Below are 25,622 nucleotides of genomic sequence, written 5' to 3'. Positions count from 1 at the left end.
CTAAAATGGAACACCTCCCCGCTCGTCTCTCCCAGAAGGGCATCTATTTCATCTTGTGTCAATTTCCCATTTTCCATTTTGCGTATCTCCTTCTATCACCTTCTCAATTTTCGCGGCGACACGTGATTTCCTAATTCCTGGATGAGCGAGGAATTTCGTTTCCTCATTCACCTTTACATGGAGGGGCTCATCGACCGGCTGGTTCAGCTGGAGAACATCATTTTCCGAAAGTCCCAAAAGCTCTTCCATCGTAATGGTTGCCCTTCCCAATTCAACAATGAGCGGTACTGCCAAATGCTCAATCCGTTCCTGTAAAAACTCGCTCTCTTCCTTGTTTTTCACCCATTTGTTGTGCCCATACCAGTTATGGGATGACAGCTTTGGGATAAACGGCTCCAGCAATATGTATGGAATGCAAAGCCGCATTGATTCAATCCTGTTTCCAATGGTTATTTGAAAAGTGACAACAATAACTGTCTCTGTAGGTATCGCTAGTTGTAAAAATTGCGGGTTCGTTTCGAGGTTCAATAATCTTAGCTGCAAGGTGATGATGTCGTTCCATGCTTTCTGGAGGGTTTTGACAACCCCTTCCAAAAGGTGTTTTAAAACATTTGTTTCAATCGGCGTCAAGGCGGCTCTTTCAATTTCCTTTACAGCGCCCTTTCCTCCCAGCATCCGGTCAATCATTCCGTATGCCATTTCCGGATTCATGTTAAGGACCATGCGGATTTCCTGTTCCTTCGCTTCAAACACACTCATAATCGTTGTGTCAGGCAATTCATTAATAAATTCCTCATAAAGCATTTGTTCAACCGCGCCCACTTCGACCTGGACAATGGAACGAAGCTCAGCCGAAATGAAAGATGCAAGCTGATAGGCAAAATTTTCGTGGATTCTCGTTAACACTCTTACCTGCTCCATGGAAAAGCGCAAAGCTTTTTTGAAGTCGTATACTTTAATGGATGCTGTTTTATCCATGTTGACGCCTTCGTGCGACTTGGAAGTTCTAACCCCCACTTGATCAACCTCCTAACTTCAAAAAATACAAATTTTCGCATCAAAAAAGGCAAGGCTATCCCGAAGAATAGTCTCGCCCTTCTAATTTTTCAGGACTAACCTAATTTTCGGCAACTGGCTGGCATATTGTTATTTACACAATTTAGCCCCTGTAGCTTTGCGTCGCTGGATTTCCCCAGGTTTGCTATTTTCGAATTTTTTTTGAACTTTTTAGAACTTTTTAGAACTTTTTTGAACTTTTTACAACTTTTTTTATTGTAATTTAACTGAAATATAACACCTGGAAAAAAATATTTCAATGGCGATTTTAAAAAAACGGTCATAAAAACACGAAATGAATCGAATAGTATACATATTTTTGACTTTTTTTGAGTAAATACTCACAAAAAGGGTGAATACCAGTTTTTAGGTATCCACCCTTTTACTCAGAAACTATTAACGTTTGAGATTAACCAATTCTTCAAGAACCGAATCCGAAACGGTAATGATTTTTGCATTTGCCTGGAAGCCGCGTTGGGCTGTGATCATATCCGTCATTTCTTCTGAAAGGTCAACGTTGGACATTTCGAGGGCGCCGGAGACAATTTGATTATTATTGGCAGTGCCTAGCAGTGCGGGAATAGTCCTATTGTCCGCATTTTGGGTTAAAGAATAGAGTGAACCTCCTTCTTTTTTCAAACCTGCAGGGTTGTTTACTGTAACAGTCCCGATTTTTCCGATTGTCGCACTAGTGCCATCCGGCTTAACCCCCTTTATTGAGCCATCAGAATCAACAGATATAGAAACATAAGTTCCAGGCGTTACCGTAATATTGTTCCCAGTAGTATCTGTTACAAACATCCCGTTTTGATTCACCAGTTGGTTTTTTTGGTCAAAAGTAAAGTTCCCTGCTTTAGTTAAAAAATAATTTTTAGTACCCGTATTGTCCACACTATGAACGACAAAAAATCCATCGCCATCCAAATATAAATCTGTCCCTACATTTGTTGTGGTTGGGCTTCCCGGCGTGTGCATTGTATCAATGCTTCCCACTTTCGTTCCGAGACCGACTTGGATTGGGTTTGTGCCACCAGTATTGGCATTAGGGCCGGAAGCGTTTTTGACTGTCTGGCTAAAAATGTCCTCGAATACGACTCTGCTTTTTTTGAAACCGACTGTGTTGACGTTTGCGATATTGTTACCAATGACATCTAGCTTGGTTTGGAAGGCTTTGAGACCTGAAACTCCCGAGTTTAGTGAGCGTAGCATAATGTTTTCCCCCTGTTATTTTTCCAATTCCATGGAAGTGATGGCACTTGACAAGATCTCCTGATCCCCGACTTTGAAATAGACAAGATTGTCTCTATAGTGAACTCCTGTGACAACTCCACTTTCCTGCGCGTTCGTTTCCGGGTTTGTCCAGGTTACTTTATTTCCCATGACGTATGAGTATTGGCTAATGTTATTCGATGATTCCAGATAGGCTGTAAGTGACTTGTTTAAATTTGATAGCTGCTCAAGGACGCTCAGCTGGGCCATTTGCCCGATGAACTCGCCGTCATTCTGCGGCTGGGTCGGGTCCTGGTGCTGAAGCTGGGTAACCAATATTTTCAGGAAAGCCTCTTTACCAAGCTCCTGTTTAGTTGTGTTTCCCGCTTGTGGCGCTGAGTAGGAGTTAATCGATTGAATTGACGACAAGCTTTTCCCTCCCTTAGGCTGTAGTATTTATTTGCGAATGAGTTGCTGTATCAAATCCGTAATCGTGGTAATTTTCTTCAGCGGAAATTTTGTCTTCGCCGCGCTTTCTTGATTCCTGATTTCCTTGCCTAGGATTTGTATCCCCTCTTTGGGAGAAGGCTCCCATGAAGCTGTTGCTTGATTGGAGCGTAATATCAATTTTTCCAACCTGAAGCCCTTGTACTTCGAGGGCGGAACGCAAAGCATGCAACTGGGTTTCAAGGAGGTCTTTCCCTTGATGGGTGCTGGCCAGAAATTCTGCTTTAACCTGTCCATCCTGGATTTTCACCTTTACTTCAACATCCCCAAGATGCTCAGGCGAAAGTTTGATAATTGCTTCAGTTCCATCCACAAATCTTTGGAAACTGACTACCGGCTTCATTCCTTCCTTTCCTTCCATTGCGGGTTGCGGCTGGAGGACGGATTGGAAAAACTGCTTAATGTCCTGCTCGAAGTTATTAGCCCTTAGGACAGGAACATCGCCAGCGATAACTGGCTGCAGCGGATGGGCCGGGCGGGATTCATTGGTTGGTATCTTGGTATCAGCATCGGCAGCAACTTTAGTATCCGTTGGCTTGAAAGTTGTTTCACTATCCGTTAGCTTTAAAGCCGATTCAGTATCTGGTGTTGTAAGAGCTGTTTCTTTTCCGGTTCCGCCAGAATCATGAAGGCTGCTCGGCACCAGTACCGATTTAAGCGGATTTCCTGAGTTATGGGCTGCCTCTCTTGGCAGGTCACCTAGAATAATCGGATTCTGCTCTCCCTCTTTCATACCTAACGTGATTGGTGAGTCATCTGATATCTGAACGCCATCTAAGCCCTCATCCACTTTTTCACCCAGCATTTTTTGCAGCTCCTGCATTAAGGGGCTATTGTTGTTTAGCCCAGTTGCGTTTGTGAGTTTGTGCAAAATCGATAGGTTCCACTGTTTTCCAATTTGCGGGGCCATATCCTCTTTTTGACGGAGCCTTAGATGATCGGGTTCTATTCCATCCTGCCCTTGGGTCTCCGATTGAATTGGCGATGGACCTTCCTGTTCCGTCAAATTCGCTAACTGGTTTGTCAGGAGAAATGGGTTTTGTTGAACTTCCATACCGTCTGGTTCTTCAGAAGCTTTTTGTTCACCATTCGCTTCCCCGCTTGCCATCTGAAGAAGGAGATCGAAGGACGTCACGGTGGATGATTCGGTCCCCTGCCCCTTCCCGGGAGCAGCTTTATTTACATTTCCCAACATAGTTGGCTGTATCATTCTTTTCACCTACTAATTGAAATTCCAAAGGCTGCAACAAGGATACTAGAAATAGTAATCGACTTCACAAAATATTACAATACAGTATTTTTTTCTTAGGGTCTGTTGATTTTGGAAGAAAACAAGTTAAAATAATAGCAGACTTACATGAAGGAGCGTAGATCATGACTGTTGGACCTATATCCAGCAATTGGTTTTTATATAAAACACTTATGGACACAGCCCTTTTGGGACAAAGCAGCCGCCTTGGCCCATTCGGATTATCAAACAGCTCGTTCCAGCTCCTTTTGGAACAGGCTCTTCTCAAAGCCGAAAACGGCCAACAAGCCTTGGAAATTTCAGATAAACCAACTTCTTTTGTGGACAACTTTGCTTCTATAGCGCCTTCCACTCAAGAGGCATTATCAGCTTTAACCACGTCAACCGGCCAACAAACCAGTATTACAAGTACAAATATTGATTCCTCCACTTTGAATCAAAGGCTCGGAGGGGTACTCGGAAATTCAGGCGAATTCTTTGTTGAAGCCGGCCGAAAATATCAGATAAGCCCTGCATTGCTAGCCGCCATTTCCATCCATGAAACCGGGAATGGAACTTCGAATGCTGCCCGGTTTAAATTTAATGTGGCCGGGATGATGGGCAAGGATGGCTTAAAAACCTACCCTTCCATCAAAGACAGCATTTTCGATATGGCGAGGAACCTTCGTCAAAATTATCTTGATAAAGGAAAATTGACGATTTCGCAAATTGGCGCGAAATATGCCCCAATCGGAGCTGCCAATGATCCAACAAACCTGAATAATCACTGGGTGAAAGGCGTTAACAAGCAGTTTGCCACTCTTACAGCAGAGACCGATTTTGCATAAAATCGGTCTTTTTTTTGTTCTTACATACCGCCTGATTGTTGGTACAGCCAGGAGCTTTGCGAGTTAAATTTGGCCATTGCTTTTTCCATTTCGGTAAACTGCCTGTAGTATTGGTCTTCTTTCCTGAACAGCCTGTCGGTCTGTCGGTTAATATCGTTTTGGATTCTGGCCAACAGCCTGCCGACATTACTCTGGTCCATTTGCGAATTTCCCGTCACTCCCGCTTTTTTTGTCAGTTGGGAAATGGCCGTTTGCATCTCATCTGATAGTTGGTTGACTAGCCCGTTTTTGCCTGCCCCTGTATCGCCTACCTGTGAAAAAAGCTTTTGAACTGCATCCGGGTCCGCCTGGATGGCGGCGGTTAATTTCGCTTCGTCGATATAAAGCTTGCCTCTGTCCTGATAGCTTTTGGAACCAATCCCGATGGAACTCAATGAATTATTGGAACTTCCCGTGCTGACAGTTGAGTTCATAATCCCGCGCATTTTGTTGAGGATGCCAGTCAGGATGCTGTCATTCCGCAAAAGCCCGCTCTTCGCTTTTTCTTCCCATTTCTCAATTTGCTTTTCCGACATGTCTGTCTTTTGGTCGTCGAGAAGCGGTTGATAATCTCTATAAACGGGTTCGGTTACAAGCTTGTTCAGGCGATCAATCAGGGAATTATATTTTTCTACAAAATCTTTTATATTCTTTACTTCTGCTTCTACGCTGCGGGTAACAGTAACCGTACTGCTGCCGACGGTCGTGCTCTTGAAACTGAAGTTTATGCCCATAATCGTCGCATTGTTCGTTGACAGATTATCTATAACTTTTCCGTCAAAAATGATCCGCGCATTCTTCCCTTCTGCAACAGGAGTTGAAGTATCTAATCCAAAGGTATCTTTCAGGAAATCAAGCCTATCCTGTGTATTTTTGCTAAGATCAATTTTTGCCTTATCTCCGGTCGCTTTTGTCCGAATAGTGAACTGCTGTAGATTAGCATCGTAAAAAGCTTGGAGACCGAGGCTTTTTTTAGAGGTTGGATCGATAGCGCTATTAATCTTCGAAACGACATCACCTATTTTATCAGTAGGTAAAACTTCTATAGAAGCCATTCCTTCAGTTAAAGTGGCCGGGTCGGTAACGCTTATGGAAAAGGTAGTTGCCTCTGTAATCCTACCTAGTTCCTCAAGTGTTTTTGTTGGATCCAGATTGACATTACCCGTGAAAGCCGCCTGGCTGGCCAATCGTTCTACTCCGATTGAGTAAGTTCCCTGGATGGCACTTCCAGTCCCCGTACCGGTAATGGCATTCGATAGGCTGGAGGCCACTTCAAATGTATTGTAGGAGCTTGAGAGTTTCATATTGAACAGTGTTGAATTTCGGAAGGCAAGAAAATCTGAATTCAATTGGCGGTAGGAGTCAAGTAGCCATGTCTGCTTCTGCTGTTTCTGCTTTAGCTGGTTAAGCGGAATCCTTTCTACATCCATCAGTTTTTTCACAATTGATTCCGTATCCAATCCGGATGCAAGCCCTGTAATTCTCGTAACAGAGGATGTATACATCCACCTTCACCTCGCACAAAGTGTCTTTTAACTACCTGTATCGGCATAATTCAACAAAAAGTAGAGAGGAAAATTGAAAATAATTTCGATGGGGATTTTTTAACAAAAGAAGAGTCCCGGAATGTTTCCCGGGACCCAAAGATTATTTAACTTTTATAGTGGTTTTTGCTACGACCAAATAGTTATTTTCGAGATACCCGCGTATTTCCACGGTTGAATCGCCCTTTTCCCACTTGAAATCTTCCCGTTCAAACTTGAAGTGGCCTTTTTCTGCTTGTTTCTGCAAACCGTTGTTATCCGCTTTGGCAAAAACGCCATTCAAGGTGACCGTTTTGACATCAAAGGAGAGAGACTGGAACTCTTTCGGCAAGTCAGCTTTCACTGTAAAGACTCCTTTATTCCCTGTGATTACTTTCGGAAGTACTTCAATGGAAACCGGAATAAACACTGTGAATGTTTTTTCCTGGGTGGTTGTCCATCCGGCGGCATCGGTCACCGAAAGCTGGATTTTATTTTCCCCAGGCTGTTCAAGAACTAGGCGGTCACCCTTGGAATAAGTTTTCCCGTTAACCTTCAGCTCGTTTGAGGCTACTTTCGAAATTCTATCAAAAGCCTTAAAATCCAGCGTTAGTACAGAACCAAGTTCGTATTCAGTTTCTGCGATAATCGCCGCTTCTGGAGCGGATTTATCAATTTTCACTTCTGCTGTTTTGATTTCTTCCGCATTTTTGGCTTCATCAACAGAGTAATAAGCTACTTTCGTAATTCCTTCTTTGCTAATTTTAAAAGAATTCCCTTCCACAAAATCGGAACCGTCGATTGAGTAGTACGTCTTCACATCTTTGCTGTTGTTGTCATCGGAAGATAATGTCACTAGGACATCTTCTTTAACCCAGCCGGAAGGAAGAGTTGCTGTAGTAACAGGCGGCGTTTTATCGATTTTGACTTCCGCAGTTTTTGCTTCTTCCCTGTTCCCTGCTTGGTCGACTGAGTAATACTCAATCTTATTGACTCCCTCTTTCTCTACTGTAAAAGAAGTACCTTCCATGAAATCAGAACCGTTAACGGAATAGAAAGTCGCTTTAATGCCGCTCGCTTCGTCAACCGGTTTTAGGATAACAGTGACAGGCTCATTCATCCAGGAACCTGGGATGGAAGTTTCAGTTGTTGGCGCGGTTCTATCAATTTTTACTTCAGTAGTTTTTGCCTCTTCCCTATTCCCCGCCTGATCGACTGAGAAGTACTTAATCTTATTGACTCCCTCTTTCTCTACTGTAAAAGAAGTTCCTTCGATGAAATCGGAACCGTTAAATGAATAGAAAGTATGGCCGATTTTGCTGAGGCGGTCAAATCCTTTTAACTCAATTGTTACGCTTTGAGAATAGTCTGGAATCGAATTGATCGCTGTTTCGGGAGCAGTTTTATCAATCCAGACATACGCCGTCTTTACCTTTTCCATATTCCCGGCATTGTCCACAGAGTGATAGGAAATTTTATTGTAGCCTTCCATTGTGACTAAAATTGACTTTCCTTCCGTAATCGGCCCGTCATTCAAGGAGTAGAAAGTGTTTTTTACGCCAGTTTCATCATCGTCTGGATGAAGTGTTACCGTTACGCTTTCGGTTGACCAGCCATCTGGCCCATCAAAAACAGTTACCGGAGGAGTTGTGTCAACGATAAGCTTTGCAAGCAAAATTTCCGACGGCTCCGATTCTCCAAACGAATTGCTGTACGACGTCACAACGTATTCATGGTTGGCATATGTCAGGTTTTGCAGCGTATAGCTCAGATTGTTTATTTTTCCGGCAACAAGCACTCGTTCTTCTCCAATTAACTCATAAATATTGTAGCCGTTTGCGTAAGTTACGAAATCCCAAGAAATTTGTGCGCTTGTTTGACTTAGCAGCTTAAGGGATGCGGTTGGAACGCCCATGATCGGATACACAATTTTCTGCTCAAAGCGGTTAGAAGGAACCGATTCCCCAAATCGCGTGCTGTAAGCCGTTACTTCAAAGAAATGTGTTTCCTCTTTCAGGTTATAAACCTTATAAGTTAGCGCTGGCCCTTTGTAAATAAGCTCTTTGTTATCGCCATTTACCTTATAGACCCTGTATTCGTTCGCCCATGTAGCAGCTGGCCACGAAAGGGTGATGTTGTTCGCATCAAACACAGTTCCATTCAATTTAGGGGCTTGGACTACCGGCCAAGTCAAGTTAAACGCGATGGAACTTCCTATCGGAGACTCACCGAAACGGTCACTGTATGAATGGACGACGTAGGTATAATCGCCCTCAGGCATATTTGTGAAGCTCGTAGACGTCCCAGTCACGGTTCGAACTAAACTCTTTTCGCCGTTTTGTACTTGGTAAATTCTATAATCCTTCGCATAAGTCGATGAATTCCAGCGGAGCACTATATCATTTCCATTTGAAATTGATTGGGTGAAATTCGCCGGTGCTTGCATGACCGGGAAAATGATTTTACTATTTACCGCGCTACCTTCCAGGGACTCGCCGAAGCGATCACTAACAGAGTGAACAACATAGCTATACTCCCCCTCAGGCAGGTTTGTCAGTGTCAGAGTGTTTCCAGTAACTGTCCGGATCAAAACCTTTCCACCATCCGCAACCTGGTAAACTTTATAAGAATTCGCGTAAGTGGCTGAATTCCACTTAATTGTAATATCGTTGCCGTTTGATAGTGACGCTGTAACATTTGACGGCTTTTCCATTACCGGAAAGATAATTGTACCTTTAGCTTCCGCGCTATACGGAGAATCACCGAGCAGTGTCGAATACGCCCTGACAAGGTAAGTGAATTCTCCTTCAGGCAGATTCGTCAGACTGACTGATGTCCCGGTTAGCGTGCGAATCAAGGTTTCTTTTCCACCCGCAACCTGGTAGACCTTATAGCCGGTCGCATATGGGACGGACGACCATTTAATCGTAATATCATTTCCGTTTATTACCGAAAAAGAAATCGTTTCTGGTGCCGGAAGTGCCTGATCTTCCACTTTGACTTGATACGAAGTACCGGTCTTCGATTCTCCGAACCTTGTAGAATACGAATAAACTTCATAGCTGTATGTTCCCGGAGCCATGTTGCTAAATGAAACAGTTTTACCCGTTACAGTACTTTTCAGCACTTTCTGTCCATTTGCGATTTGATAAACTTTATAGCTCGTCGCATAGTCGACTAGATCCCAACCCAATGTAAATGAAGTAGGGCTTGTCATTGTTACAACCGGGTTCACGGGAGACGCCATTACAGGGTAATTAATTGGAACGGAGGCAGATGCCCCTTCACCCGAGTCACCAAAACGGGGGCTGTACGCATAAATCCTGTAATCATGCACTCCTTCAGGCAAGTTTGCCAGAGTGGCGGAAGTGCTTGAAACCGTCGATTTTAAAATTTTCTGGCCATCGATAATTTGGTAGACCTTATAGTTCGTAGCAAACTCCACTGAAGTCCAAGTGAAATAAACATCATTCACATTCCGGATTTCATAGGTCAAGTTCTGCGGCGCTTGAAGATTTATCTGATCCAATGTAAAGGAAGTGGTTGTTCCTTCAGCAGATTCGCCGAAACGGCTGCTGCTCGCAGTTACAGTTATGACATACTCACCTGCCGGCTGGTTTGAAAGGGTAGTGGTAATTCCAGTAACCGTCCGCAGTAAAGTCCTTTTTTCATCGGCAATCTTATAGACATTGTAAGTTTCAGCATTGGCGGATGCAGTCCAATTCAGCACAATATCATTGCCGTTTTGTACTTTATAGGCTAGTTCTGCCGGAGGCTGGATTTGGACCGCATCAATTGTGAACGATACTGAGGCTCCTGTTTCCGACTCGCCAAATTTGTCGCTAAAAGAGTAGACTTCGTACTGGTAGCTGCCGGCCGGAAGCTTGGTATACGTAACAGCAGTTCCCGTCACGGTACTTTTCAGGATCCTTTCTCCATCAACAATTTGGTACACTTTATAAGCTGTCGCATATGCCGCCGATGGCCAGCTGATGGCTGCGTCATTTAAGTTTTGGATTTTTACTGACGGACTGCCCGGAGCCTGCATCACGATTGTGCTGACCGTCAGTGCTACCTGGCTGCCTTCAGCTGATTCCCCGAATCTGTCGCTATAGGAATGAACAAAATAGCTATGATCCCCTGAAGCGACGTTTTTTAGTGTAACCGAAGTCCCGGTAACGGTATTAACCAATTGTTTTTGTCCATCAAGAACTTCGTAGACCCTGTAGTTCACCGCATAAGTTGAAGCCTGCCATTTTAGTGTAACGTCAGTTCCATTGCTTATCGTAAATGACAAATTGGTAGGAGCCTCCATTACAGGATATGCAAGATCAACATTAACAGGATCAGATATCGGTGATTCCCCGTAAAGGTTATGGGATGCTGAAACAGCAAAAACATATTTGCCCTCTTCTGCCTTTGCTATTGTATAAGTCCTGGCAGACGTAGTAGTAAGTAAGTTTTTCTCGCCTGCTTCATCAAACCGATAAACATTATAACTAGTTGCATATTGGGATACATCCCAGCTAATGAGAATATCATTGCCATTCCGGATGGTAGTGGTCACCTTGGCCGGCGCCGCCATATTCGGGTATACAATCTCGACACTTACCGGCGCGGAAGGACCCGATTCCCCTTCACTCGTTAACGTTGAAACGACATATCGGTATAACCCTTCCGCCTGGTCGTTCAAGCTGTAGCTTGTTGAAGACGTTGTGCCAAGAGAAACGATTTGGCCATCCTTAATTTCATAGACTTTGTAGCCAGTCGCGCTAAATACTGGATTCCAGGTAAGTTTTCCGTCATCTGGAGTAATAGATTGATATGCCAGATTGCTTGGCGGAAGCATGCTGGCTGAAGCAAAAGCAGAGGCATTCCCAAACGGCAAAACAAGTTGGTAGAGTAGTATCAATGTTAGTAAAAATGCCGGGATTTTGGATCTTTTTTTTCCCATGGCCATGGCCTGCCTTTCGTAAAAAAACTTGGTTTATTTTCGTGTTTTTTATACACCTAATTCTAAATTTATGTAAAAAAGAGTATAAAAAACGGCCATCGGTATAATCCAATGGCCATTTTAAATTAAAATTAACGAAGCAACTGAAGAACGCTCTGTGGCTGTTGGTTAGCTTGAGCAAGCATCGCTTGAGAAGCTTGAGCAAGGATACCGTTCTTGCTGTTCTCAACAACTTCCTTCGCCATATCAACGTCACGGATACGGGATTCAGCAGCTGTGAGGTTGTTGGAAGTTGATGCTAGGTTATTAGATGTGAATTCCAAACGGTTTTGTTGTGCACCAAGTGTAGCACGGGTTGTAGAAACCATTGAAATTGCCCCATCTATTGCTGCTAAACTTTTTGTGAAGTCATTGCTACCAGCTTTTGCAGCAGCTACGAAATCCGTACCATCTCCAAGTGTCGATGAATCCAACTGTGCAATAGTTATTGTTAGAGTTTCACCATTATTGGCCCCAACTTGCAAAGTTTTACCAGTACTAAAAGTTCCGTCAAGTAATTTAGAACCATTAAAATCAGTTCGATTAGCTATATCATCCAACTGTGAATTAAGTTCAGTTAGTTCTGCATCAATCGCATCCAGATCATTTTGGTCTAAAGTATCGCTTCCCCCTTGTACAATTAGTTCCCTCATACGTTGAAGTACTGCATGAGATTCATTCAATGCACCATCCGCAGTCTGGATAAGTGAGATACCGTCTTGAGCGTTACGTTGTGCTTGGTCCAAACCGCGGATTTGAGCGCGCATTTTTTCAGAGATTGAAAGGCCAGCTGCATCATCAGCTGCACGGTTAATCCTTAGACCGGAAGAAAGTTTCTCCATGCTTTTTGCCTGGTTTGCACTGTTAAGAGACAGTTGGCGATGAGTGTTCAGAGCTCCAATGTTATTGTTGATAATCATTTATATACCCTCCTTTTATTGAGGAAATATTTTCCCTCTGTACTTCTATGTATCGACACTGTTTTTAAAAGTGTAGAGGGTTTTCGATAATTTTTTTTATTTTATTGATATTTTTCTTCTGTTGTTTTCGATGGCGATGATTTCTTTTATGAGCCTGTTTTCATCCGCTACGGGCATGTCGAGAAACTGGATCCCGTAGAGTGAGTGTTTCCTGCCAAGGTTTTCGATTTTCCGGACAATCCTGCCATTGAAGGTGAACTGTTCCTTGTTCATGCAAAAATGGATTGTAACAAATATTTTATCCTTAAGGGTAAAATCCTCCTCACACATGACGCCCGCCCCGCCGGCGCTGATATCCACCATTTTGCACGTATATGCCTGATCCATGTCGACTGTACCAATTTTTTTAACCTGCAAAACCGTTTCATCGATATCGACATGGACTCTAAAATTCTCTCTCTTATTGTCGGCCTTTTCCTCGTTCTTTCTCTGGTTTTGGCTAGCATTCTTTTTATTTTTTGAAAAGAAAAAAATTGCCGAAATGAGGAATATAACTACTAAAGCTCCTAGTATGATTAGCTGTTGATCCTGCATGCCCCCGCACTCTCCCTATTAGGTAACCTTAACATAAAACATCCCCATCTCCTGTTGGCTGGATGGGGATGCTCAAACTATTAAACCGTATTCCCTGTACCTGCCCGCTCTGCCGATTGATTAGTCTAACGAAGGAAATCAGCAAGGCTTAGCTGCATCATTTTCGCACCGGCTGAAAGCGAGGCTTTGATGGCCGATTCCTGTAAAGATAGCTCAGTGAACGCTTTGGCGATATCTGTTCCTTCCAATTCCGTCAGCATTTTTTCTGTTAAAAAATGAGTCTGTTCCAGCCGGTTTGAGGCTTGCTCCAGAAGTTTTTGGCTGGAGCCGACGACTGCCCGCTGAGCCAGGACATTATCCATATGCCCATCAATTTCTGCCAGGAAGCCACTTGGGTTTTCTCCATCCTCCAACTTTTCAGCCAACGCGGTAAGAGTTTGGAAAAGGTCCCTACCGCTTTCCGTATGGCCGAAAACCGATCCGGCGCTTACCTTCACTTCAGCATGCATTCCTTTGCCAATCTGCCATTTCATGCCGTCTTGGCTTACAGGCTGCAAAGCACCACTCGAAAATGGCTGGCTTTCAATATCAGTCCCCGAAAACAAATAGCCGTCTCCAAACCGGGTGTTCGCAATTGTTCCCGCTTGATTGAGAAATGAACGCATTTCGATTGCGATGTTCTTCCGGTCCGTCGGGCTGAATGAATCATTGCTTCCCTGGACGGCAAGTTCTCGGACACGCTGCATGACTCCGGTCACATCATCAAGCGCATCGTCCATTGCAAGGCTCCAGTCGATTCCGTCCTGTGCATTTTTCTGATATTGTTCGAGTTTCGCCAAATCGGATTTGTGCGAAAGGCTTTTTAAAGCGGCTCCAGGGTTTGAAGAAATCTTATCAAATACTTTCCCTGATGCTATTTGCCCTTGCAACGACTCGACCGCGCGGTTATTTTTATGAATATTTTTCATGAATTGATTGTTAATCATTATTTGTGTTACGCGCATCATGATCCTCCTTTCCGTCCAGCTTTTACTTCATCCCGTTTATTAGCACATTCAGCATTTCGTTGACCGCGGAAACATAGCGGGCCGCGGCATTGTATGCCTGCTGGAACCGGACCATATTCGTCAATTCTTCGTCAATGGAAACCCCGGAGACAGACTGCCTCTGGTTCTCGACCTGCTGCACCATAGCATTGGCATTATCGCTCCAATTGTTGGCCGCCTGTATGTCGGTACCAAGTTCGCCAATAATTGTTTTATAAAAATCTCCAACTGAAGCGGTAGTCCCGCCAATTGATAGTTTTCCTTGCAGAACTTCGCTCATCTTCCTTGCATTCGAGCCATCACCAATACTTTCTATGGCTGCCGCGGCAATCTTCGCCGGGGAATCCTTGAGAAGCGGGTTCACCATGATGCTAGCCGCGCTTGATGGTGGCTGTGTCGGATAGTTTTTATCAACAAAGAACAACAGCTTGTCTGGCTGTACTGTTGGGTCGGTTTTCTTTTTCTCAAAATACTCAAGGCTCCGCGCGTCATCACTCGCATGGATTCCGTTAATGTTGTCCGCAATTGCCTTCGCTAGCGTATCCAGTTTTGCCTTTAAATCTGGAATTGTGCCGGTTGTCGTTCCACCCGTTGTATAACCCTTGGTTTCAAGAAGACCCTGGACTTCGCCGCCTTTCAAAGTAACGGAAACCCCATCAACGGCTGCTTCCCCTGTGAGAGGACTGATGGTAAAATCCTTTGCGCTAGAGCCTTTAATGAGCTCTTCCCCACCGACCTTCACTTCAATCTTGCCACTCTGCCCAAGTGAAGTTTCAATATCAACAAGCCTTGAAAGCCTATCCAAAAGCATGTCACGCCTGTCTAGCAAATCATTCGGCTGATTTCCTCCCGCGACAACTTGCGCGATTTTCAGATTAAGCGAGGCAATTTCATTCGCCGTTGAGTTGATTTCGTTTGCCTTCACATTAAGCTGGTCGGCAATGCTTGTTTCAATCATCCCGATATCCGAATGGATTTGGTTTAACCGGTCGGCAACTTCCTTCCCGGATGCTACCGCGACAACTCTTACCGATATATCATCCGGCCGTTTCGCCAGCTCCTGGAGACTTTGCCAAAAACGCTGGATGGAACCGTCCAATCCTCCGTCCGACAAATCATCGAAAATGCTTTCGAGTGCGGAGAGGCTTCCCGCCTTTGCATCCCAGCGGCCAGCCTCCTGCTGTACGTTTTGAAATTGCTTATCCAGGAAACCTTCCCTGATCCTCCGAAACTCAGAAACTTCAACTCCTGTTCCAAGCTGCATCGGAAGCTTGCCATTTTGCATGGCTGGCGAGGAAAGCGGCGGCGTTGCATTAAGGACTGCTTCCTGCCTTGTGTACCCTTTTGTATTCGCGTTAGCGATATTGTGACCTGTGACACTAAGGGCCGTTTGCTGTGAAAGGATGGCCCTTTTCCCTATTTCCAAACCGTGAAAGGTAGAATACATATCGTTCTCCCCTATGCTTTTGCGTCAAACAGCCGAACGGATTCATTCATTTCCTTCGGGTTTGCCCCTGCGCTGTAAAGGCCTGGCCCTTCAGATGCTGGCAGGATTTGATTAATCATGAATTGGGTGTATGTGAGCGATTGTTCGAGGAGCTGCTGGTTCAGATGGTTGACCCGGCCGATTTCCTCGAAACGCTGCTGAAGAATGTTCAAAATTGATTTTAATTTTTCCTTCAGGTCGCCCTCGGGCTGCTGCTCGATCAGCCTTGAAAATGACAGGTTTACATCCTCGCCAAGCGCTTTTGTGCGCTCTTCCTCTGCCTGTTTGATTCGCTTGAGAAGCTTGGACTCCTCGGAAATCAATGGGAGAAGCTGCTGTACGTCCCCTGAAATCAAAATTTCCTGTTTCTTTTTCGCTGTTTCCAGTAGCTTGTTGTGCAAATCCGCCAATAGCTGAAGTACTTCAAGGAGCTTATTCATCGAACTTTGCTCCGGACTTCCACAGTGAAATCAGCTTGTCGGCGATTTTCTCGCTGTCCACTTTGTATGTGCCATTTTCAATTTGCGATTTTAATTGCTGTATTCTTAATTCTTTATCTTTTTGAATTTGAAGTTGTGCTTCGCTTGATAATTCTACTGTATCAACCTTCTCTTTCTTCGTTCCTTCAGAACGGCTGGGCTGATTTTTCCGATAAGCCTGATAGGCAGCATCGATTCGATTAATTGGATTGATTTTCATAACGGCCCGCTCCTTTCAAACTTCTCTTACTTCATGTATCGGCCGGGATGCATCAACCGACTAGGGGAAAATCACTATTTTTTGTGATAAAAATAATAAAATACGGCGGGCACTAATCTTTAGTGCGACGCCGTATCGTTGATGCTATGTCCTCATGATTCCATTCGCGATGCCCATCATCTGGTCCGCGTAGCTAAGTGCCCTGGAATTTGCCTGGAAACCGCGCTGCGCCTTGATCATGTCAGTCATTTCCTGGTTAAGGCTGACATTCGAGCTTTCCAGGAAACCCTGCCTAATTTGATAAGAGTCACCAGGAGCCGTGAACACATTTCCGCCGGTCAATCGGTAAACTCCACCCTCGTCCTTAAGGAGCTGCGCATTTGTAAAACCAACGAGACCGATTTGCTGGCCGGTCCCTTCAATGGTGCCGTCACCCGTTACAGTGAAGGTGCCATTTTCATTCAGTTCAATCGGGTTGCCGTTACGGCCGAGCAAGACATCTCCCTGGGCGTTGACAAGCTGGAACCGCCCCGGCCCTACAGGCGATTTTTGAAAGGCCCCGTTCCTTGTGTAGAGAATTTCCGTACCTGTCCCGGTAGCACGCCGAACCAGGAAATAGCCCTCGCCCTCAATCATGAAATCGAATGGCTGGTCCGTTTGCTTCGGGGCCCCCTGGGTCAAATCCAAAGGGGTTGCCGCAATCCGCGAACCATACGAAACCCTAAGCCCGTCCGGCGAGAGGCGCCCAACTTCTTTTTCCGCTTCCGGCTGCTGCCGGATCGATGCGGCAAGATTTTCGGAAAAAGCCGCTTCCCTGCGTTTATAACCAGCTGATTCAACATTCGCGATGTTGTTGGCAATCGTATCAAGTTTCCCCTGGTATGCCTTAATTCCCGTCGTTGCGATAAAAAGAGATGAACTCATAGTCTTTAAACCCTTCCAATCGTATTCAATTGCTCTAAAGATTTGTCATAGGCCTGAAGAACTTTCTGGTTCGCCTCATACAGGCGGATGTTGGCCATCATGTCGGTAATCGTCTGAGATAGATCAACATTCGACTGCTCCAGCGTTTTATGGTGCAGCTGCAGCCCGGCAGGCAGATCTCCGGTGACCATCGCCATTCCCGGCCTTTCAAGCTCGAACTGTCCATTGTCCCTTTTGATCAGCCCGTTTGGATTTTCAACAATCACCATCCCAATTGACCCGACAGTCCTTGTCCGTTGCGGATCATTTGGAAAAGCAATGAGTTCGCCGTTCCCGGAAATCGTGACATCTTTTAAGAGCGGGTCCAGCCCGGTAATCCTGTTTCCGTTTTTCCCTAGAACAAAATCCCCTGTTGCAGTTACAAGCTCGCCGTTTTCGTTAACCGAAAAACGTCCGTTCCGGGTCAGCCGCATAGCGCCATCCGCTATCTGGACCGCAAAGAATGCTGCCGGCTTCACAGTGCGGCCGTTCACCTGGATCGGTGCCAATCCCTGGTCGCTTATCGCGAAATCAAACGGCATGTTCGTTTCCGTAAGCGTCCCCTGTAAAAACAATGGCAGCGTTTCCTGGTTGTAAACGCCCATCGATAACGTCCCCATCCTTGCCTGGGCCCCGCTTTCCTTGCCGCGGATTTGCTCAAGCAATACCTCTGGAAATGAGCGGAGCGGGCTCGCATCCTGTTTGAAGCCAGGCGTTTCCGCATTAGCCAGGTTATTCGTCAGCGCATCCTGCTTTCGCTGCAGCGCAATCATTCCCGATGCCGCCGAATGAATGCCTCTAAGCATATCGTCTCCCCCTTTTCTACATGTACAGATTTACCAATAGTCCTTTAATCTCGCCAAGTTTGTCAAGCAAGCTAACAGTTGTCGTTTGCTTGTCAAAAACCTGATCGGATAATTCGAGCAAGTGGCTGTCCACCTGTTTTATTAAAATTAATTTCTTCTCGCGGCCGTTATGCTGGAAGCTGCGGTGTTCCTCAAGGGAAAAACCATTTTGAACAACTTCCTGAAGAAATTCCCTGATCGTCTGCTTGTACGCCAATAAATCCTGAATCGTCCTGGAAACGGCAAGTCGGTTACCATTTCTGTCCAATTGGGTCAACAGTGACTGAAGCCGTTCCTGGCTCAATCCAACCTGGCTGTCTTGGAAAATTTGCTGGAAGGAGTGCGTTTCCTTGCCCCTTTCCCTTACCGCCAAAAAGCGTTCGTGGCCGATTCCGTGGCTTTGTTGTATCTTCAATTCGGGCCTCCTCCGTCACGCCGGTGTCGAATATTTTTAAAAAAATTCAATTGTCGAATTTTGCCTTGTCCTTTACAATGGCAAGTATCAAGCTAAATTAAAGATAAACCAAAGGAGAAATTCATGTCTAGTATTTTTGGAATATTATTGGCATTGCTGGCTATTGGTTTCGGGATGATTTTAAAGGGCGCGCCACTGGCATCGCTGAATAATCCCGCCGCATATTTGATTATTTTCGGAGGGACGGCGGCAGCACTGTTTGTCGCATTTCCATTCAGGGAAATGAATAAGTTCCCTAAATTATTAAAAATTGCGTTGTTCGAACCAAAGCTCCCTTCCAATGCGGAAACAATAGCGAAATTGATCGCTTGCGCTGAGATCGCCAAAAAAGAAGGTTTTCTCGCGCTGGAGGGAATTGCCGAATCGACAACGGATCCTTTTTTCAAAAAAGGGCTGGAAATGATCATCGACGGATACGAAGCTGAATTTATCGAGGAAGTTTTGTTCGAGGAAGTGGAGGCAATCCAAAAACGCCACCAGGCGGGAGCTCTTATTTTTACCCAGGCTGGAACATACGCCCCGACCCTCGGAGTACTTGGGGCGGTAGTCGGCCTAATCGCGGCGCTTGGCTCCCTGTCGGAAATTGAAAAAATCGGCCATTCCATCGCAGCAGCATTCATTGCGACACTCCTTGGTATTTTTTCAGGGTATGTCCTTTGGCACCCGCTCGCAAACAAATTGAAGCGCATTTCCAAGCGCGAACAGGATTCAAAGCTGATCATCATCGAAGGCCTGCTTGCCATTTACGAAGGAATTGTTCCAGGGGCATTGGAGAAAAAGCTGACGGTCCATCTTCCTATGGCGGAACGGAAAGAGTATGAAAACCTGGACAAGGGAGCACTCCTTGAGGAGAAATCAGCATGAAGAAGCGCAGAAGGAATTTTGATCATGGCGATGACGGGCATATCGATGAAACATGGCTGATCCCGTATGCCGACCTCTTGACGTTGTTGCTCGCTTTGTTTATCGTCCTATATGCGGCAAGTACGATTGATGCCGCCAAGTACCAGTACCTTATGGAATCGTTCAAGTCGGAACTGACCGGGACGAAGATTCCTGATAAGAACGCGGGGCTTTCACCTCACTTGCCAAAGCCGGAAACTCCGGTTGTGGAACCGCCGAAGGAAGACAAAAAAGATACAGAGCTTGATGGTTTGAAAATAAAGCTCGAAAATTATATAAAGAATAATAAATTGGAGGCCGTCGTCTCCCTCCAGGAGTCAAAAAAAGGAATTGAAGTGTCCCTGAAGGATGTCATCCTTTTCGACTCGGGCAGAGCTGAATTAAAGCCGCGTTCCTTTAACACTTTGGATGGGATGGTTGGCCTAATCAACACCGTTCCGAATCCGGTCAGCATTGAAGGGCATACTGACAATGTACCGGCCACCAATACGATTTACAGGACGAACTGGGAGCTTTCCGCTGCGAGGGCGGCCAGCGTGCTCCATTATTTCGAATCGAAAAACGTAAAGCCGAGCCGGCTCCAGTTTTCCGGATTTGGCGAATACCATCCGATATATCCAAACGATACGGATGTACACCGCCAGGCCAACCGCAGGGTGACAATCGTCATCCTGAGGCAATAGATTTACTTTTTTAAAATAAGAAAACCGCCTTCCGAATTTTGAGATCGGAAGGCGGTTTTTTCATGAAAAATTCATCCAACTTGTCAATTCTAGTTCCCCGCTCCCCTATATTGCTTGACTCCCTGGTTCCACAGGAACACGGAAGCCGTAAAGAAAAGAATGCCCATGATCGGTGTGAGGAATGCGAAGCCGTACCACTCTTCCCTTCCGAGGAAAAAGGCGGCGGGGTAGACGCCGACGAATGCGAATGGCAAAATCCAGGTTAGTACAAATCGGATCACCTTGTTGTAGATGTCGACTGGATAGCGCCCGTAATTCCCGATGTTGTACATCATCGGCATAATCGACGTCCGGGCGTCGGCCCAAAAGCTGATGCAGGCGAGCATGACAAACACACCGCCGTAAATGAGCGAGCCGCCTGCGACAAACAGCAGGAAGATGAGCGGGTCGGCCCATGACCATTGAAGGCCGAGGTTATGGCCCGCGTAAAGCATGACCGCAATTCCTGTGACCGCTCCAAAAAGCCCTTCAAGTTCAAGCCGCTCAAGGATAATTTGAAAAAGGCTATGGATTGGCCTTGTCAAAATCCTGTCCATTTCCCCTTTGACAATATAGCGTTCATTGAAATCCCAAATATTGAAGAATGCCGAAAAAACTGCGTAAGGCACAAGGAAAAATCCATAAATAAAGATAATTTCATCCCTGCTCCAGCCGTTAAGCAACGATGTGTGCCCGAAGACGACAAGGATGAAGATGAAGTTGACAGCCTGGGACAGCAGGTCGGAGAAAATCTCAACGAGGAGGTCGGCCCTGTACTGGAGCCTTGTTTTCATATACTGCCCGGCATATTGGAAAAACATCGATGCATAAAACACGGTCAGCCCCCCTGAATAACAAGCTGTTTCTTGGCCAGCTGCCAAAGAATAAAGATTGGAACAAGCAGGATGAGCACCCAGACAGCCTGCTGGAGAATCGCCTCAAGCGCCTGCCCGTGGGAAAAACCTTTTGTGACAATCATGCTCGGGATATAGCTGATGCCCTGAAACGGCAAATACTTCATAATTTCCTGCGCCCAGCCAGGAAAAAAGCTCATCGGCAAAAGCAGTCCCGAAAACAAATCAATGACGACCCGTTTCGCCCGAATCAGCCCCGCATTATTATACAGGAAAAATGTTGTAATCCCTGTCAATAGATTGATCTGCGTGTTGATCAGGAAGCTGAAGAAGATTGAGATTGCAAACAGCCCCCATACAGCAGGGTCCCAAATCAGTTTTACAGGAAAGATGAGCGAAACGATTACCATTCCCGGAACAGAGAAAAACAGCAGCCGGAAAATCCCTTCCCCAAGCCCCTGCATTGTTTTCATTCCGAGGTAGCTGTAGGGACGGATCAATTCGATTGCCACTTTCCCTTCCATGATTTCAAGCGCCATTTCACGGTCCAGGTTGTTAAAATAAAACGCCCTCGCCATCCAGGCAATCGCCACATAGGTTGTCATCTGGGTTACGGATAACCCCTGAATGCTTTCCTTTCCACTATAAATGGCACTCCAAAGGAAATAATAGGCGCCAATGTTAATGCTGTAAATAAGTATTCCAGTATAATAATTTGTCCGGTAGGCGAGCATCATCAAAAACCGGATCCGGACCATTTCCAGATACTTGTCCATCTGCAGCCTCCCTATGCCGAACCTTTTTCGTAAATATTACGGATGATTTCTTCCGTGGATGTTTCATTGATTTTAATGTCCCTTATTTTAAAAGAAGAAACGACCCTCGAGATGACTTGCGAAATCACTTCTTCAATGTCTTCGATGTGGGCGGTGAACACCTGGCCTTTCTCATCCGTTTCCCACTTCACCGGCATCCCCAAGGTTGCATGCTGTAGTGCCGCCAAATCGACTTTTTCGAGAAATTCGAATTGAAGCTGCTTTCCTTCCGCCCATTTTTCTTTCAGATCGTTTAGCGGACCGTCATAAATAATGCTCCCTTCATCAAGCATGATGACCCGCTCGCAAAGCGCTTCAATATCCGAAAGGTCATGTGTCGTCAGCAAAATTGTCGTGTTGTATTTTTCATTGATTTCTTTCAAAAAGTCGCGGATGCGAAGCTTGACGAGCACATCAAGGCCAATCGTCGGCTCGTCCAAAAACAATAGCGGCGGATTATGAATCAATGCCGCGGCCAGCTCGCAGCGCATCCTTTGTCCGAGAGAAAGCTTCCGGACCGGCTTGTCGAGCAGCGGCTCAATATCAAGCGTTTTGATGACGTGGTCCATATGCGAATTGTAATCCGCATCGGAGACTTTATAGACCTTTTTTAAAAGCCGGAACGATTCCTGGACGGCGATATCCCACCAGAGCTGGGAGCGCTGACCGAAAACGACGCCGATTGTCTGAACAAACCGCTCCCGTTCCTTATGCGGGTCCATACCATTGACGATGATTTTTCCTGAAGTAGGCGTCAGGATGCCTGTAAGCATCTTGATTGTCGTCGATTTTCCCGCGCCATTTTCGCCGATGTAGCCGACCATTTCCCCCTGCTTCACATTAAAGTTTATATCATTAACAGCGGGAACGATTTTATAATTTCGCGTAAACAGATCACGGAATGCACCCGAAAGGCCTGGCCGGCTCATGTGCGATTTGAATTCCTTCCGCAATCCCTTAACCTCGATAGCGTTCAGTTGGTTCATGTTTCATCCTCCAAAATGCTGCACTCTAACAAAACAGTTTATCCAATCCTGGTCCCCAGTACAACTTTCCCGCATTATTTCGTCCAATAGGGTTATAGAATGAATATAGGGAGCTATATGTTGCCTAAATAAAATCCGGTTGAAAATTCAGCGATGCGAAACAAACAATGCTATTATAGGAAAGAAATAATGAGGAGGCTTTTACAATGAACTTTTCCAATTCCGAAAAATTACATAAGGAAGCACTTGAACATATTGTCGGCGGGGTGAACAGCCCTTCCCGTTCCTACAAGGCGGTTGGCGGCGGCTCGCCGGTTGTGATGGAACGCGCGGCGGGAGCGTACTTCTGGGATGTTGATGGAAACCAGTACATCGATTATCTTGCCGCATACGGGCCAATCATCACGGGGCACGCCCACCCGCATATTACGAAAGCGATCAAAAAAGCGGCTGAGAGCGGCGTCCTGTACGGAACGCCTACGCCCCATGAAATTACGCTTGCAAAAATGCTGAAGGAAGCGATGCCGGGAATGGACAAGGTCCGCTTCGTCAATTCGGGAACGGAAGCGGTCATGACGACGATCCGGGTCGCTCGAGCCTATACCGGCCGGGATAAAATCATTAAGTTTGCGGGCTGCTACCACGGGCATTCCGACCTTGTTCTTGTCGCAGCAGGATCCGGCCCAGCCACTCTTGGGACTCCTGATTCCGCTGGCGTTCCAAAGAGCATCGCCCAGGAAGTGATCACAGTTCCATTTAACGAAATCGAACCTTTAAAGGATGCGCTTAAAAAATGGGGAAGCCAGGTCGCAGCCGTCATGATTGAACCAATTGTCGGCAACTTCGGCATTGTCGAACCGAAGCCCGGATTCCTCGAGCAGGTAAAAGAGCTTACACACGATGCGGGCGCGCTGCTTATTTTTGATGAAGTAATCACCGCATTCCGGTTTATGTACGGAGGCGCGCAGGACCTTCTTGGCATCACGCCTGATTTGACCGCGCTCGGAAAAATTATCGGCGGCGGATTGCCGATCGGCGCCTACGGCGGCAAACAGGAAATCATGGAAAAGGTTGCCCCGCTCGGGCCGGCATACCAGGCCGGGACGATGGCAGGAAACCCGGCTTCAATGCTCTCCGGGATTGCTTGTTTGGAAGTACTTAAACAGGATGGCGTGTATGAAAACCTTGACCGACTGGGCGAAATGCTTGAAAAAGGCATACTCGAATCGGCAGGCAAGCATGGCGTGCCAATTACGATTAATCGCCTCAAGGGTGCGTTGACGATTTATTTTACAAAAGAAAAGGTTGAAAACTACGAGCAGGCGGAAAATACGGACGGCGAAATGTTCGCTCGGTTCTTTAAGCTGATGCTCCACCAGGGCATCAATCTGGCTCCTTCGAAATATGAAGCATGGTTTGTCACCATCGCCCATTCGGAAGAGGATATCGAGGCAACACTCCATGCGGTTGACAATGCGTTTTATTCACTTATGAATGAATAGTCCCCAATTAAAATCCAGGGCCAACAGCTGCCCTGGATTTTTTCACAAAAAATACCCTTGCTTTGCTTTGTTATTCATTGTATAGTACTGAATTGTTTAACCGTGGCCGGAAATGAGTAAAAAGTAATGAAAAGCCTTTGGATTTTTGCACAGTGCTGGACAGTTATTTATTTTGGGCTATACTTGCTTTATTAGAGAAATGAATTGAAGGGAATTTTTTCAATGAAGTTAGGTGCGCGAATTTTAAAGACGGGAATCGCCATTATGCTGGCGCTTTTGCTTTGCAAGCTGCTGAATGTGCCGTCGCCGGTCATGGCCGGGATTGCCGCTATTTTCGCTGTACAGCCAACCATTTATAGGTCTTACCAGTCCATTCTTGAGCAGGTACAGGGAAATTTGATTGGAGCTATATTCGCGACAACCTTTGTCATGCTTCTAGGTAACCATATTGTTGTAATTGGGATTGCTGTCATTATCGTCATTACAATTAATCTTCGGTTAAAGCTTGAAAATACGATCGGCCTTTCGCTTGTGACGCTTATATCGATTATGGAATCGCCTGGCGACCAGTTCCTTGAATTTGCGGCTATCCGGTTTTCGACGATTATGCTCGGCGTTTTTTCGGCATTCGTTGTGAACCTTGTTTTCCTTCCACCCCGGTATGAGAACAGGTTGTATCATAAAATATCCGGTACGACCGAGGATATTATCCGCTGGATCAGGCTGACTGCCCGGAATGCATCCGACCATAATCTGATTAAGAACGAAATTGAAAAATTGCGGGATATCCTTTCCAAGGCAGATGTCACTTATACGATGTATAAAGAAGAGAGAAAGTACTTCAAACGGGAAGACGCGGTAAAAGCTCGCAAGCTTGTTATCTACAGGCATATGCTTTCCACCTCGGGAAAGGCTCTGGAGACGTTGAACCGCCTGCATCGTTTCGAGAATGAATACAATTTTCTTCCGGAACATTACAGGCAATCGATTCAGGAACAGCTTGACTGCCTGATTACCGTCCATGAGCAAATCATGCTGAAATATATCGGGAAAGTGCGCCAGGAAGCATCGCAGGAAAACCCTGTCCAATGCCTTGATAAGCGCGAAGTTTTCCGGCTTTTCATTGCCAGGCAAAAGGAATACGAGGAAGAGGATGATAACCACCTTTACCATACGATGCAAATCATCTCGGCCATCCTTGACTACGGCGAGCATGTCGAGCATCTTGATACACTTGTCACAAGCTTCCTGTCCTACCATCAAGGCGAGAACGAAGTCGAGATTGAGGAACAGGCTTTGGAATAGGTTTAGTGAGGCACCAGGTTAAACTGGTGCTTTTTGTTTAGAAATTTATCGGGTAGGAAGTGTAAATTATTTTTGCAAATATCCTCATTCGGACGGCTAAACAT

General features: G+C 45.7%; 23 protein-coding genes and 1 riboswitch. Of the genes, 5 read left to right on the top strand and 18 right to left on the bottom strand.

Going from position 1 to position 25,622, the window contains the following annotated elements; translation table 11 throughout:
* Positions 1–48 precede the first annotated feature (48 nt).
* From fliM to ADU24_RS03335, 4 genes are all read right to left on the bottom strand, one after another.
* A complete protein-coding gene (gene fliM / locus ADU24_RS03350; RefSeq protein ID WP_053365304.1) occupies positions 49–1,017 on the bottom strand; it encodes a flagellar motor switch protein FliM in 969 nt (322 codons plus the stop codon).
* A gap of 106 nt (positions 1,018–1,123) precedes the next feature.
* Positions 1,124–1,213: riboswitch (cyclic di-GMP riboswitch) on the bottom strand.
* Positions 1,214–1,452: 239 nt separating this feature from the next.
* On the bottom strand, positions 1,453–2,265 hold the full coding sequence (locus ADU24_RS03345) for a flagellar hook-basal body complex protein (protein ID WP_053365303.1): 813 nt from the start codon (positions 2,263–2,265) through the stop codon (positions 1,453–1,455).
* A gap of 15 nt (positions 2,266–2,280) precedes the next feature.
* Entirely contained in the window at positions 2,281–2,694 is a 414-nt protein-coding gene (locus ADU24_RS03340; RefSeq protein WP_053365302.1) for a flagellar hook capping FlgD N-terminal domain-containing protein, read from the bottom strand.
* Between the two features lie 13 nt (positions 2,695–2,707).
* A complete protein-coding gene (locus ADU24_RS03335; RefSeq protein WP_053365301.1) occupies positions 2,708–3,982 on the bottom strand; it encodes a flagellar hook-length control protein FliK in 1,275 nt (424 codons plus the stop codon).
* A gap of 164 nt (positions 3,983–4,146) precedes the next feature.
* Here ADU24_RS03335 and ADU24_RS03330 point away from each other — a divergent pair, with 164 nt between their 5' ends.
* Positions 4,147–4,848: a glucosaminidase domain-containing protein gene (locus ADU24_RS03330; RefSeq protein WP_053365300.1), complete on the top strand. Its 702-nt coding sequence runs from the start codon at positions 4,147–4,149 to the stop codon at positions 4,846–4,848.
* Positions 4,849–4,868: 20 nt separating this feature from the next.
* Here ADU24_RS03330 and fliD read toward each other — a convergent pair whose 3' ends face one another.
* The 11 genes from fliD to ADU24_RS03275 form a co-directional block, all read right to left on the bottom strand.
* Positions 4,869–6,392, bottom strand: a complete 1,524-nt coding sequence (gene fliD, locus ADU24_RS03325; protein ID WP_053365299.1) for a flagellar filament capping protein FliD — start codon at positions 6,390–6,392, stop codon at positions 4,869–4,871.
* A 142-nt stretch (positions 6,393–6,534) separates the two neighbouring features.
* The gene (locus ADU24_RS03320; protein ID WP_053365298.1) at positions 6,535–11,364 is read right to left on the bottom strand and encodes an OmpL47-type beta-barrel domain-containing protein; all 4,830 of its coding nucleotides are present in this window, start codon (positions 11,362–11,364) and stop codon (positions 6,535–6,537) included.
* A gap of 131 nt (positions 11,365–11,495) precedes the next feature.
* Positions 11,496–12,323, bottom strand: coding sequence for a flagellin N-terminal helical domain-containing protein (locus ADU24_RS03315; RefSeq protein WP_053365297.1), 828 nt, complete (start codon positions 12,321–12,323; stop codon positions 11,496–11,498).
* Between the two features lie 96 nt (positions 12,324–12,419).
* Complete coding sequence (locus ADU24_RS03310; protein WP_053365296.1) at positions 12,420–12,917, bottom strand: PilZ domain-containing protein; 498 nt, start codon at positions 12,915–12,917, stop codon at positions 12,420–12,422.
* A gap of 125 nt (positions 12,918–13,042) precedes the next feature.
* Complete coding sequence (flgL, locus tag ADU24_RS03305) at positions 13,043–13,921, bottom strand: flagellar hook-associated protein FlgL (RefSeq protein ID WP_053365295.1); 879 nt, start codon at positions 13,919–13,921, stop codon at positions 13,043–13,045.
* Positions 13,922–13,946: 25 nt separating this feature from the next.
* Entirely contained in the window at positions 13,947–15,410 is a 1,464-nt protein-coding gene (flgK, locus tag ADU24_RS03300) for a flagellar hook-associated protein FlgK (RefSeq protein WP_053365294.1), read from the bottom strand.
* 11 nt (positions 15,411–15,421) lie between these two features.
* Complete coding sequence (locus ADU24_RS03295; RefSeq protein ID WP_053365293.1) at positions 15,422–15,889, bottom strand: flagellar protein FlgN; 468 nt, start codon at positions 15,887–15,889, stop codon at positions 15,422–15,424.
* On the bottom strand, positions 15,882–16,148 hold the full coding sequence (gene flgM, locus ADU24_RS03290) for a flagellar biosynthesis anti-sigma factor FlgM (RefSeq protein ID WP_053365292.1): 267 nt from the start codon (positions 16,146–16,148) through the stop codon (positions 15,882–15,884). The genes ADU24_RS03295 and flgM overlap by 8 nt, the downstream gene beginning before the upstream one ends.
* Before the next feature lie 144 nt (positions 16,149–16,292).
* The gene (locus tag ADU24_RS03285; protein ID WP_053365291.1) at positions 16,293–17,072 is read right to left on the bottom strand and encodes a flagellar hook-basal body protein; all 780 of its coding nucleotides are present in this window, start codon (positions 17,070–17,072) and stop codon (positions 16,293–16,295) included.
* Positions 17,073–17,077: 5 nt separating this feature from the next.
* Entirely contained in the window at positions 17,078–17,917 is an 840-nt protein-coding gene (locus ADU24_RS03280; RefSeq protein ID WP_053365290.1) for a flagellar hook-basal body protein, read from the bottom strand.
* Positions 17,918–17,933: 16 nt separating this feature from the next.
* Entirely contained in the window at positions 17,934–18,371 is a 438-nt protein-coding gene (locus tag ADU24_RS03275) for a YaaR family protein (RefSeq protein WP_053365289.1), read from the bottom strand.
* A 123-nt stretch (positions 18,372–18,494) separates the two neighbouring features.
* Between ADU24_RS03275 and motA the strand changes: the two genes are divergently transcribed.
* Together motA and ADU24_RS03265 are read left to right on the top strand one after the other, a co-directional pair.
* Positions 18,495–19,295, top strand: a complete 801-nt coding sequence (gene motA / locus ADU24_RS03270; protein WP_053365288.1) for a flagellar motor stator protein MotA — start codon at positions 18,495–18,497, stop codon at positions 19,293–19,295.
* Positions 19,292–20,017, top strand: coding sequence for an OmpA family protein (locus tag ADU24_RS03265; RefSeq protein WP_053365287.1), 726 nt, complete (start codon positions 19,292–19,294; stop codon positions 20,015–20,017). Before motA ends, ADU24_RS03265 begins: the two co-directional genes overlap by 4 nt.
* Before the next feature lie 89 nt (positions 20,018–20,106).
* On the opposite strand, the gene ADU24_RS03260 is transcribed toward ADU24_RS03265, so the two are convergent.
* From ADU24_RS03260 to ADU24_RS03250, 3 genes are read right to left on the bottom strand one after another with little or no spacing between them, the layout of a single operon-like run.
* Positions 20,107–20,892: an ABC transporter permease gene (locus ADU24_RS03260; RefSeq protein ID WP_053365286.1), complete on the bottom strand. Its 786-nt coding sequence runs from the start codon at positions 20,890–20,892 to the stop codon at positions 20,107–20,109.
* Between the two features lie 2 nt (positions 20,893–20,894).
* Positions 20,895–21,686: an ABC transporter permease gene (locus ADU24_RS03255; protein ID WP_053365285.1), complete on the bottom strand. Its 792-nt coding sequence runs from the start codon at positions 21,684–21,686 to the stop codon at positions 20,895–20,897.
* A gap of 11 nt (positions 21,687–21,697) precedes the next feature.
* Positions 21,698–22,702, bottom strand: a complete 1,005-nt coding sequence (locus ADU24_RS03250; RefSeq protein WP_442853750.1) for an ABC transporter ATP-binding protein — start codon at positions 22,700–22,702, stop codon at positions 21,698–21,700.
* A 215-nt stretch (positions 22,703–22,917) separates the two neighbouring features.
* Between ADU24_RS03250 and ADU24_RS03245 the strand changes: the two genes are divergently transcribed.
* Positions 22,918–24,213: a glutamate-1-semialdehyde 2,1-aminomutase gene (locus ADU24_RS03245; RefSeq protein WP_053365283.1), complete on the top strand. Its 1,296-nt coding sequence runs from the start codon at positions 22,918–22,920 to the stop codon at positions 24,211–24,213.
* A gap of 222 nt (positions 24,214–24,435) precedes the next feature.
* The gene (locus tag ADU24_RS03240; protein ID WP_053365282.1) at positions 24,436–25,518 is read left to right on the top strand and encodes an aromatic acid exporter family protein; all 1,083 of its coding nucleotides are present in this window, start codon (positions 24,436–24,438) and stop codon (positions 25,516–25,518) included.
* The last annotated feature ends 104 nt before the right edge of the window (positions 25,519–25,622 follow it).

This window comes from Bacillus sp. FJAT-27245 (assembly GCF_001273955.1).
GTDB lineage: Bacteria > Bacillota > Bacilli > Bacillales > Cytobacillaceae > Bacillus_D.
Note: the sequence above shows the minus strand (reverse complement) of the source record. Positions and strands in the feature narration are given on the sequence as shown.

Bases quoted from the DNA above. Each gene is read 5' to 3' on its own strand.
- ADU24_RS03345 (WP_053365303.1), bottom strand. From the start codon at position 2,265: ATGCTACGCTCACTAAACTCGGGAGTTTCAGGTCTCAAAGCCTTCCAA.
- ADU24_RS03335 (WP_053365301.1), bottom strand. From the start codon at position 3,982: ATGATACAGCCAACTATGTTGGGAAATGTAAATAAAGCTGCTCCCGGG.
- ADU24_RS03330 (WP_053365300.1), top strand. From the start codon at position 4,147: ATGACTGTTGGACCTATATCCAGCAATTGGTTTTTATATAAAACACTT.
- fliD (WP_053365299.1), bottom strand. From the start codon at position 6,392: ATGTATACATCCTCTGTTACGAGAATTACAGGGCTTGCATCCGGATTG.
- ADU24_RS03320 (WP_053365298.1), bottom strand. From the start codon at position 11,364: ATGGGAAAAAAAAGATCCAAAATCCCGGCATTTTTACTAACATTGATA.
- ADU24_RS03315 (WP_053365297.1), bottom strand. From the start codon at position 12,323: ATGATTATCAACAATAACATTGGAGCTCTGAACACTCATCGCCAACTG.
- ADU24_RS03310 (WP_053365296.1), bottom strand. From the start codon at position 12,917: ATGCAGGATCAACAGCTAATCATACTAGGAGCTTTAGTAGTTATATTC.
- flgL (WP_053365295.1), bottom strand. From the start codon at position 13,921: ATGCGCGTAACACAAATAATGATTAACAATCAATTCATGAAAAATATT.
- flgK (WP_053365294.1), bottom strand. From the start codon at position 15,410: ATGTATTCTACCTTTCACGGTTTGGAAATAGGGAAAAGGGCCATCCTT.
- ADU24_RS03295 (WP_053365293.1), bottom strand. From the start codon at position 15,889: ATGAATAAGCTCCTTGAAGTACTTCAGCTATTGGCGGATTTGCACAAC.
- flgM (WP_053365292.1), bottom strand. From the start codon at position 16,148: ATGAAAATCAATCCAATTAATCGAATCGATGCTGCCTATCAGGCTTAT.
- ADU24_RS03285 (WP_053365291.1), bottom strand. From the start codon at position 17,072: ATGAGTTCATCTCTTTTTATCGCAACGACGGGAATTAAGGCATACCAG.
- ADU24_RS03280 (WP_053365290.1), bottom strand. From the start codon at position 17,917: ATGCTTAGAGGCATTCATTCGGCGGCATCGGGAATGATTGCGCTGCAG.
- motA (WP_053365288.1), top strand. From the start codon at position 18,495: ATGTCTAGTATTTTTGGAATATTATTGGCATTGCTGGCTATTGGTTTC.
- ADU24_RS03265 (WP_053365287.1), top strand. From the start codon at position 19,292: ATGAAGAAGCGCAGAAGGAATTTTGATCATGGCGATGACGGGCATATC.
- ADU24_RS03255 (WP_053365285.1), bottom strand. From the start codon at position 21,686: ATGGACAAGTATCTGGAAATGGTCCGGATCCGGTTTTTGATGATGCTC.
- ADU24_RS03245 (WP_053365283.1), top strand. From the start codon at position 22,918: ATGAACTTTTCCAATTCCGAAAAATTACATAAGGAAGCACTTGAACAT.
- ADU24_RS03240 (WP_053365282.1), top strand. From the start codon at position 24,436: ATGAAGTTAGGTGCGCGAATTTTAAAGACGGGAATCGCCATTATGCTG.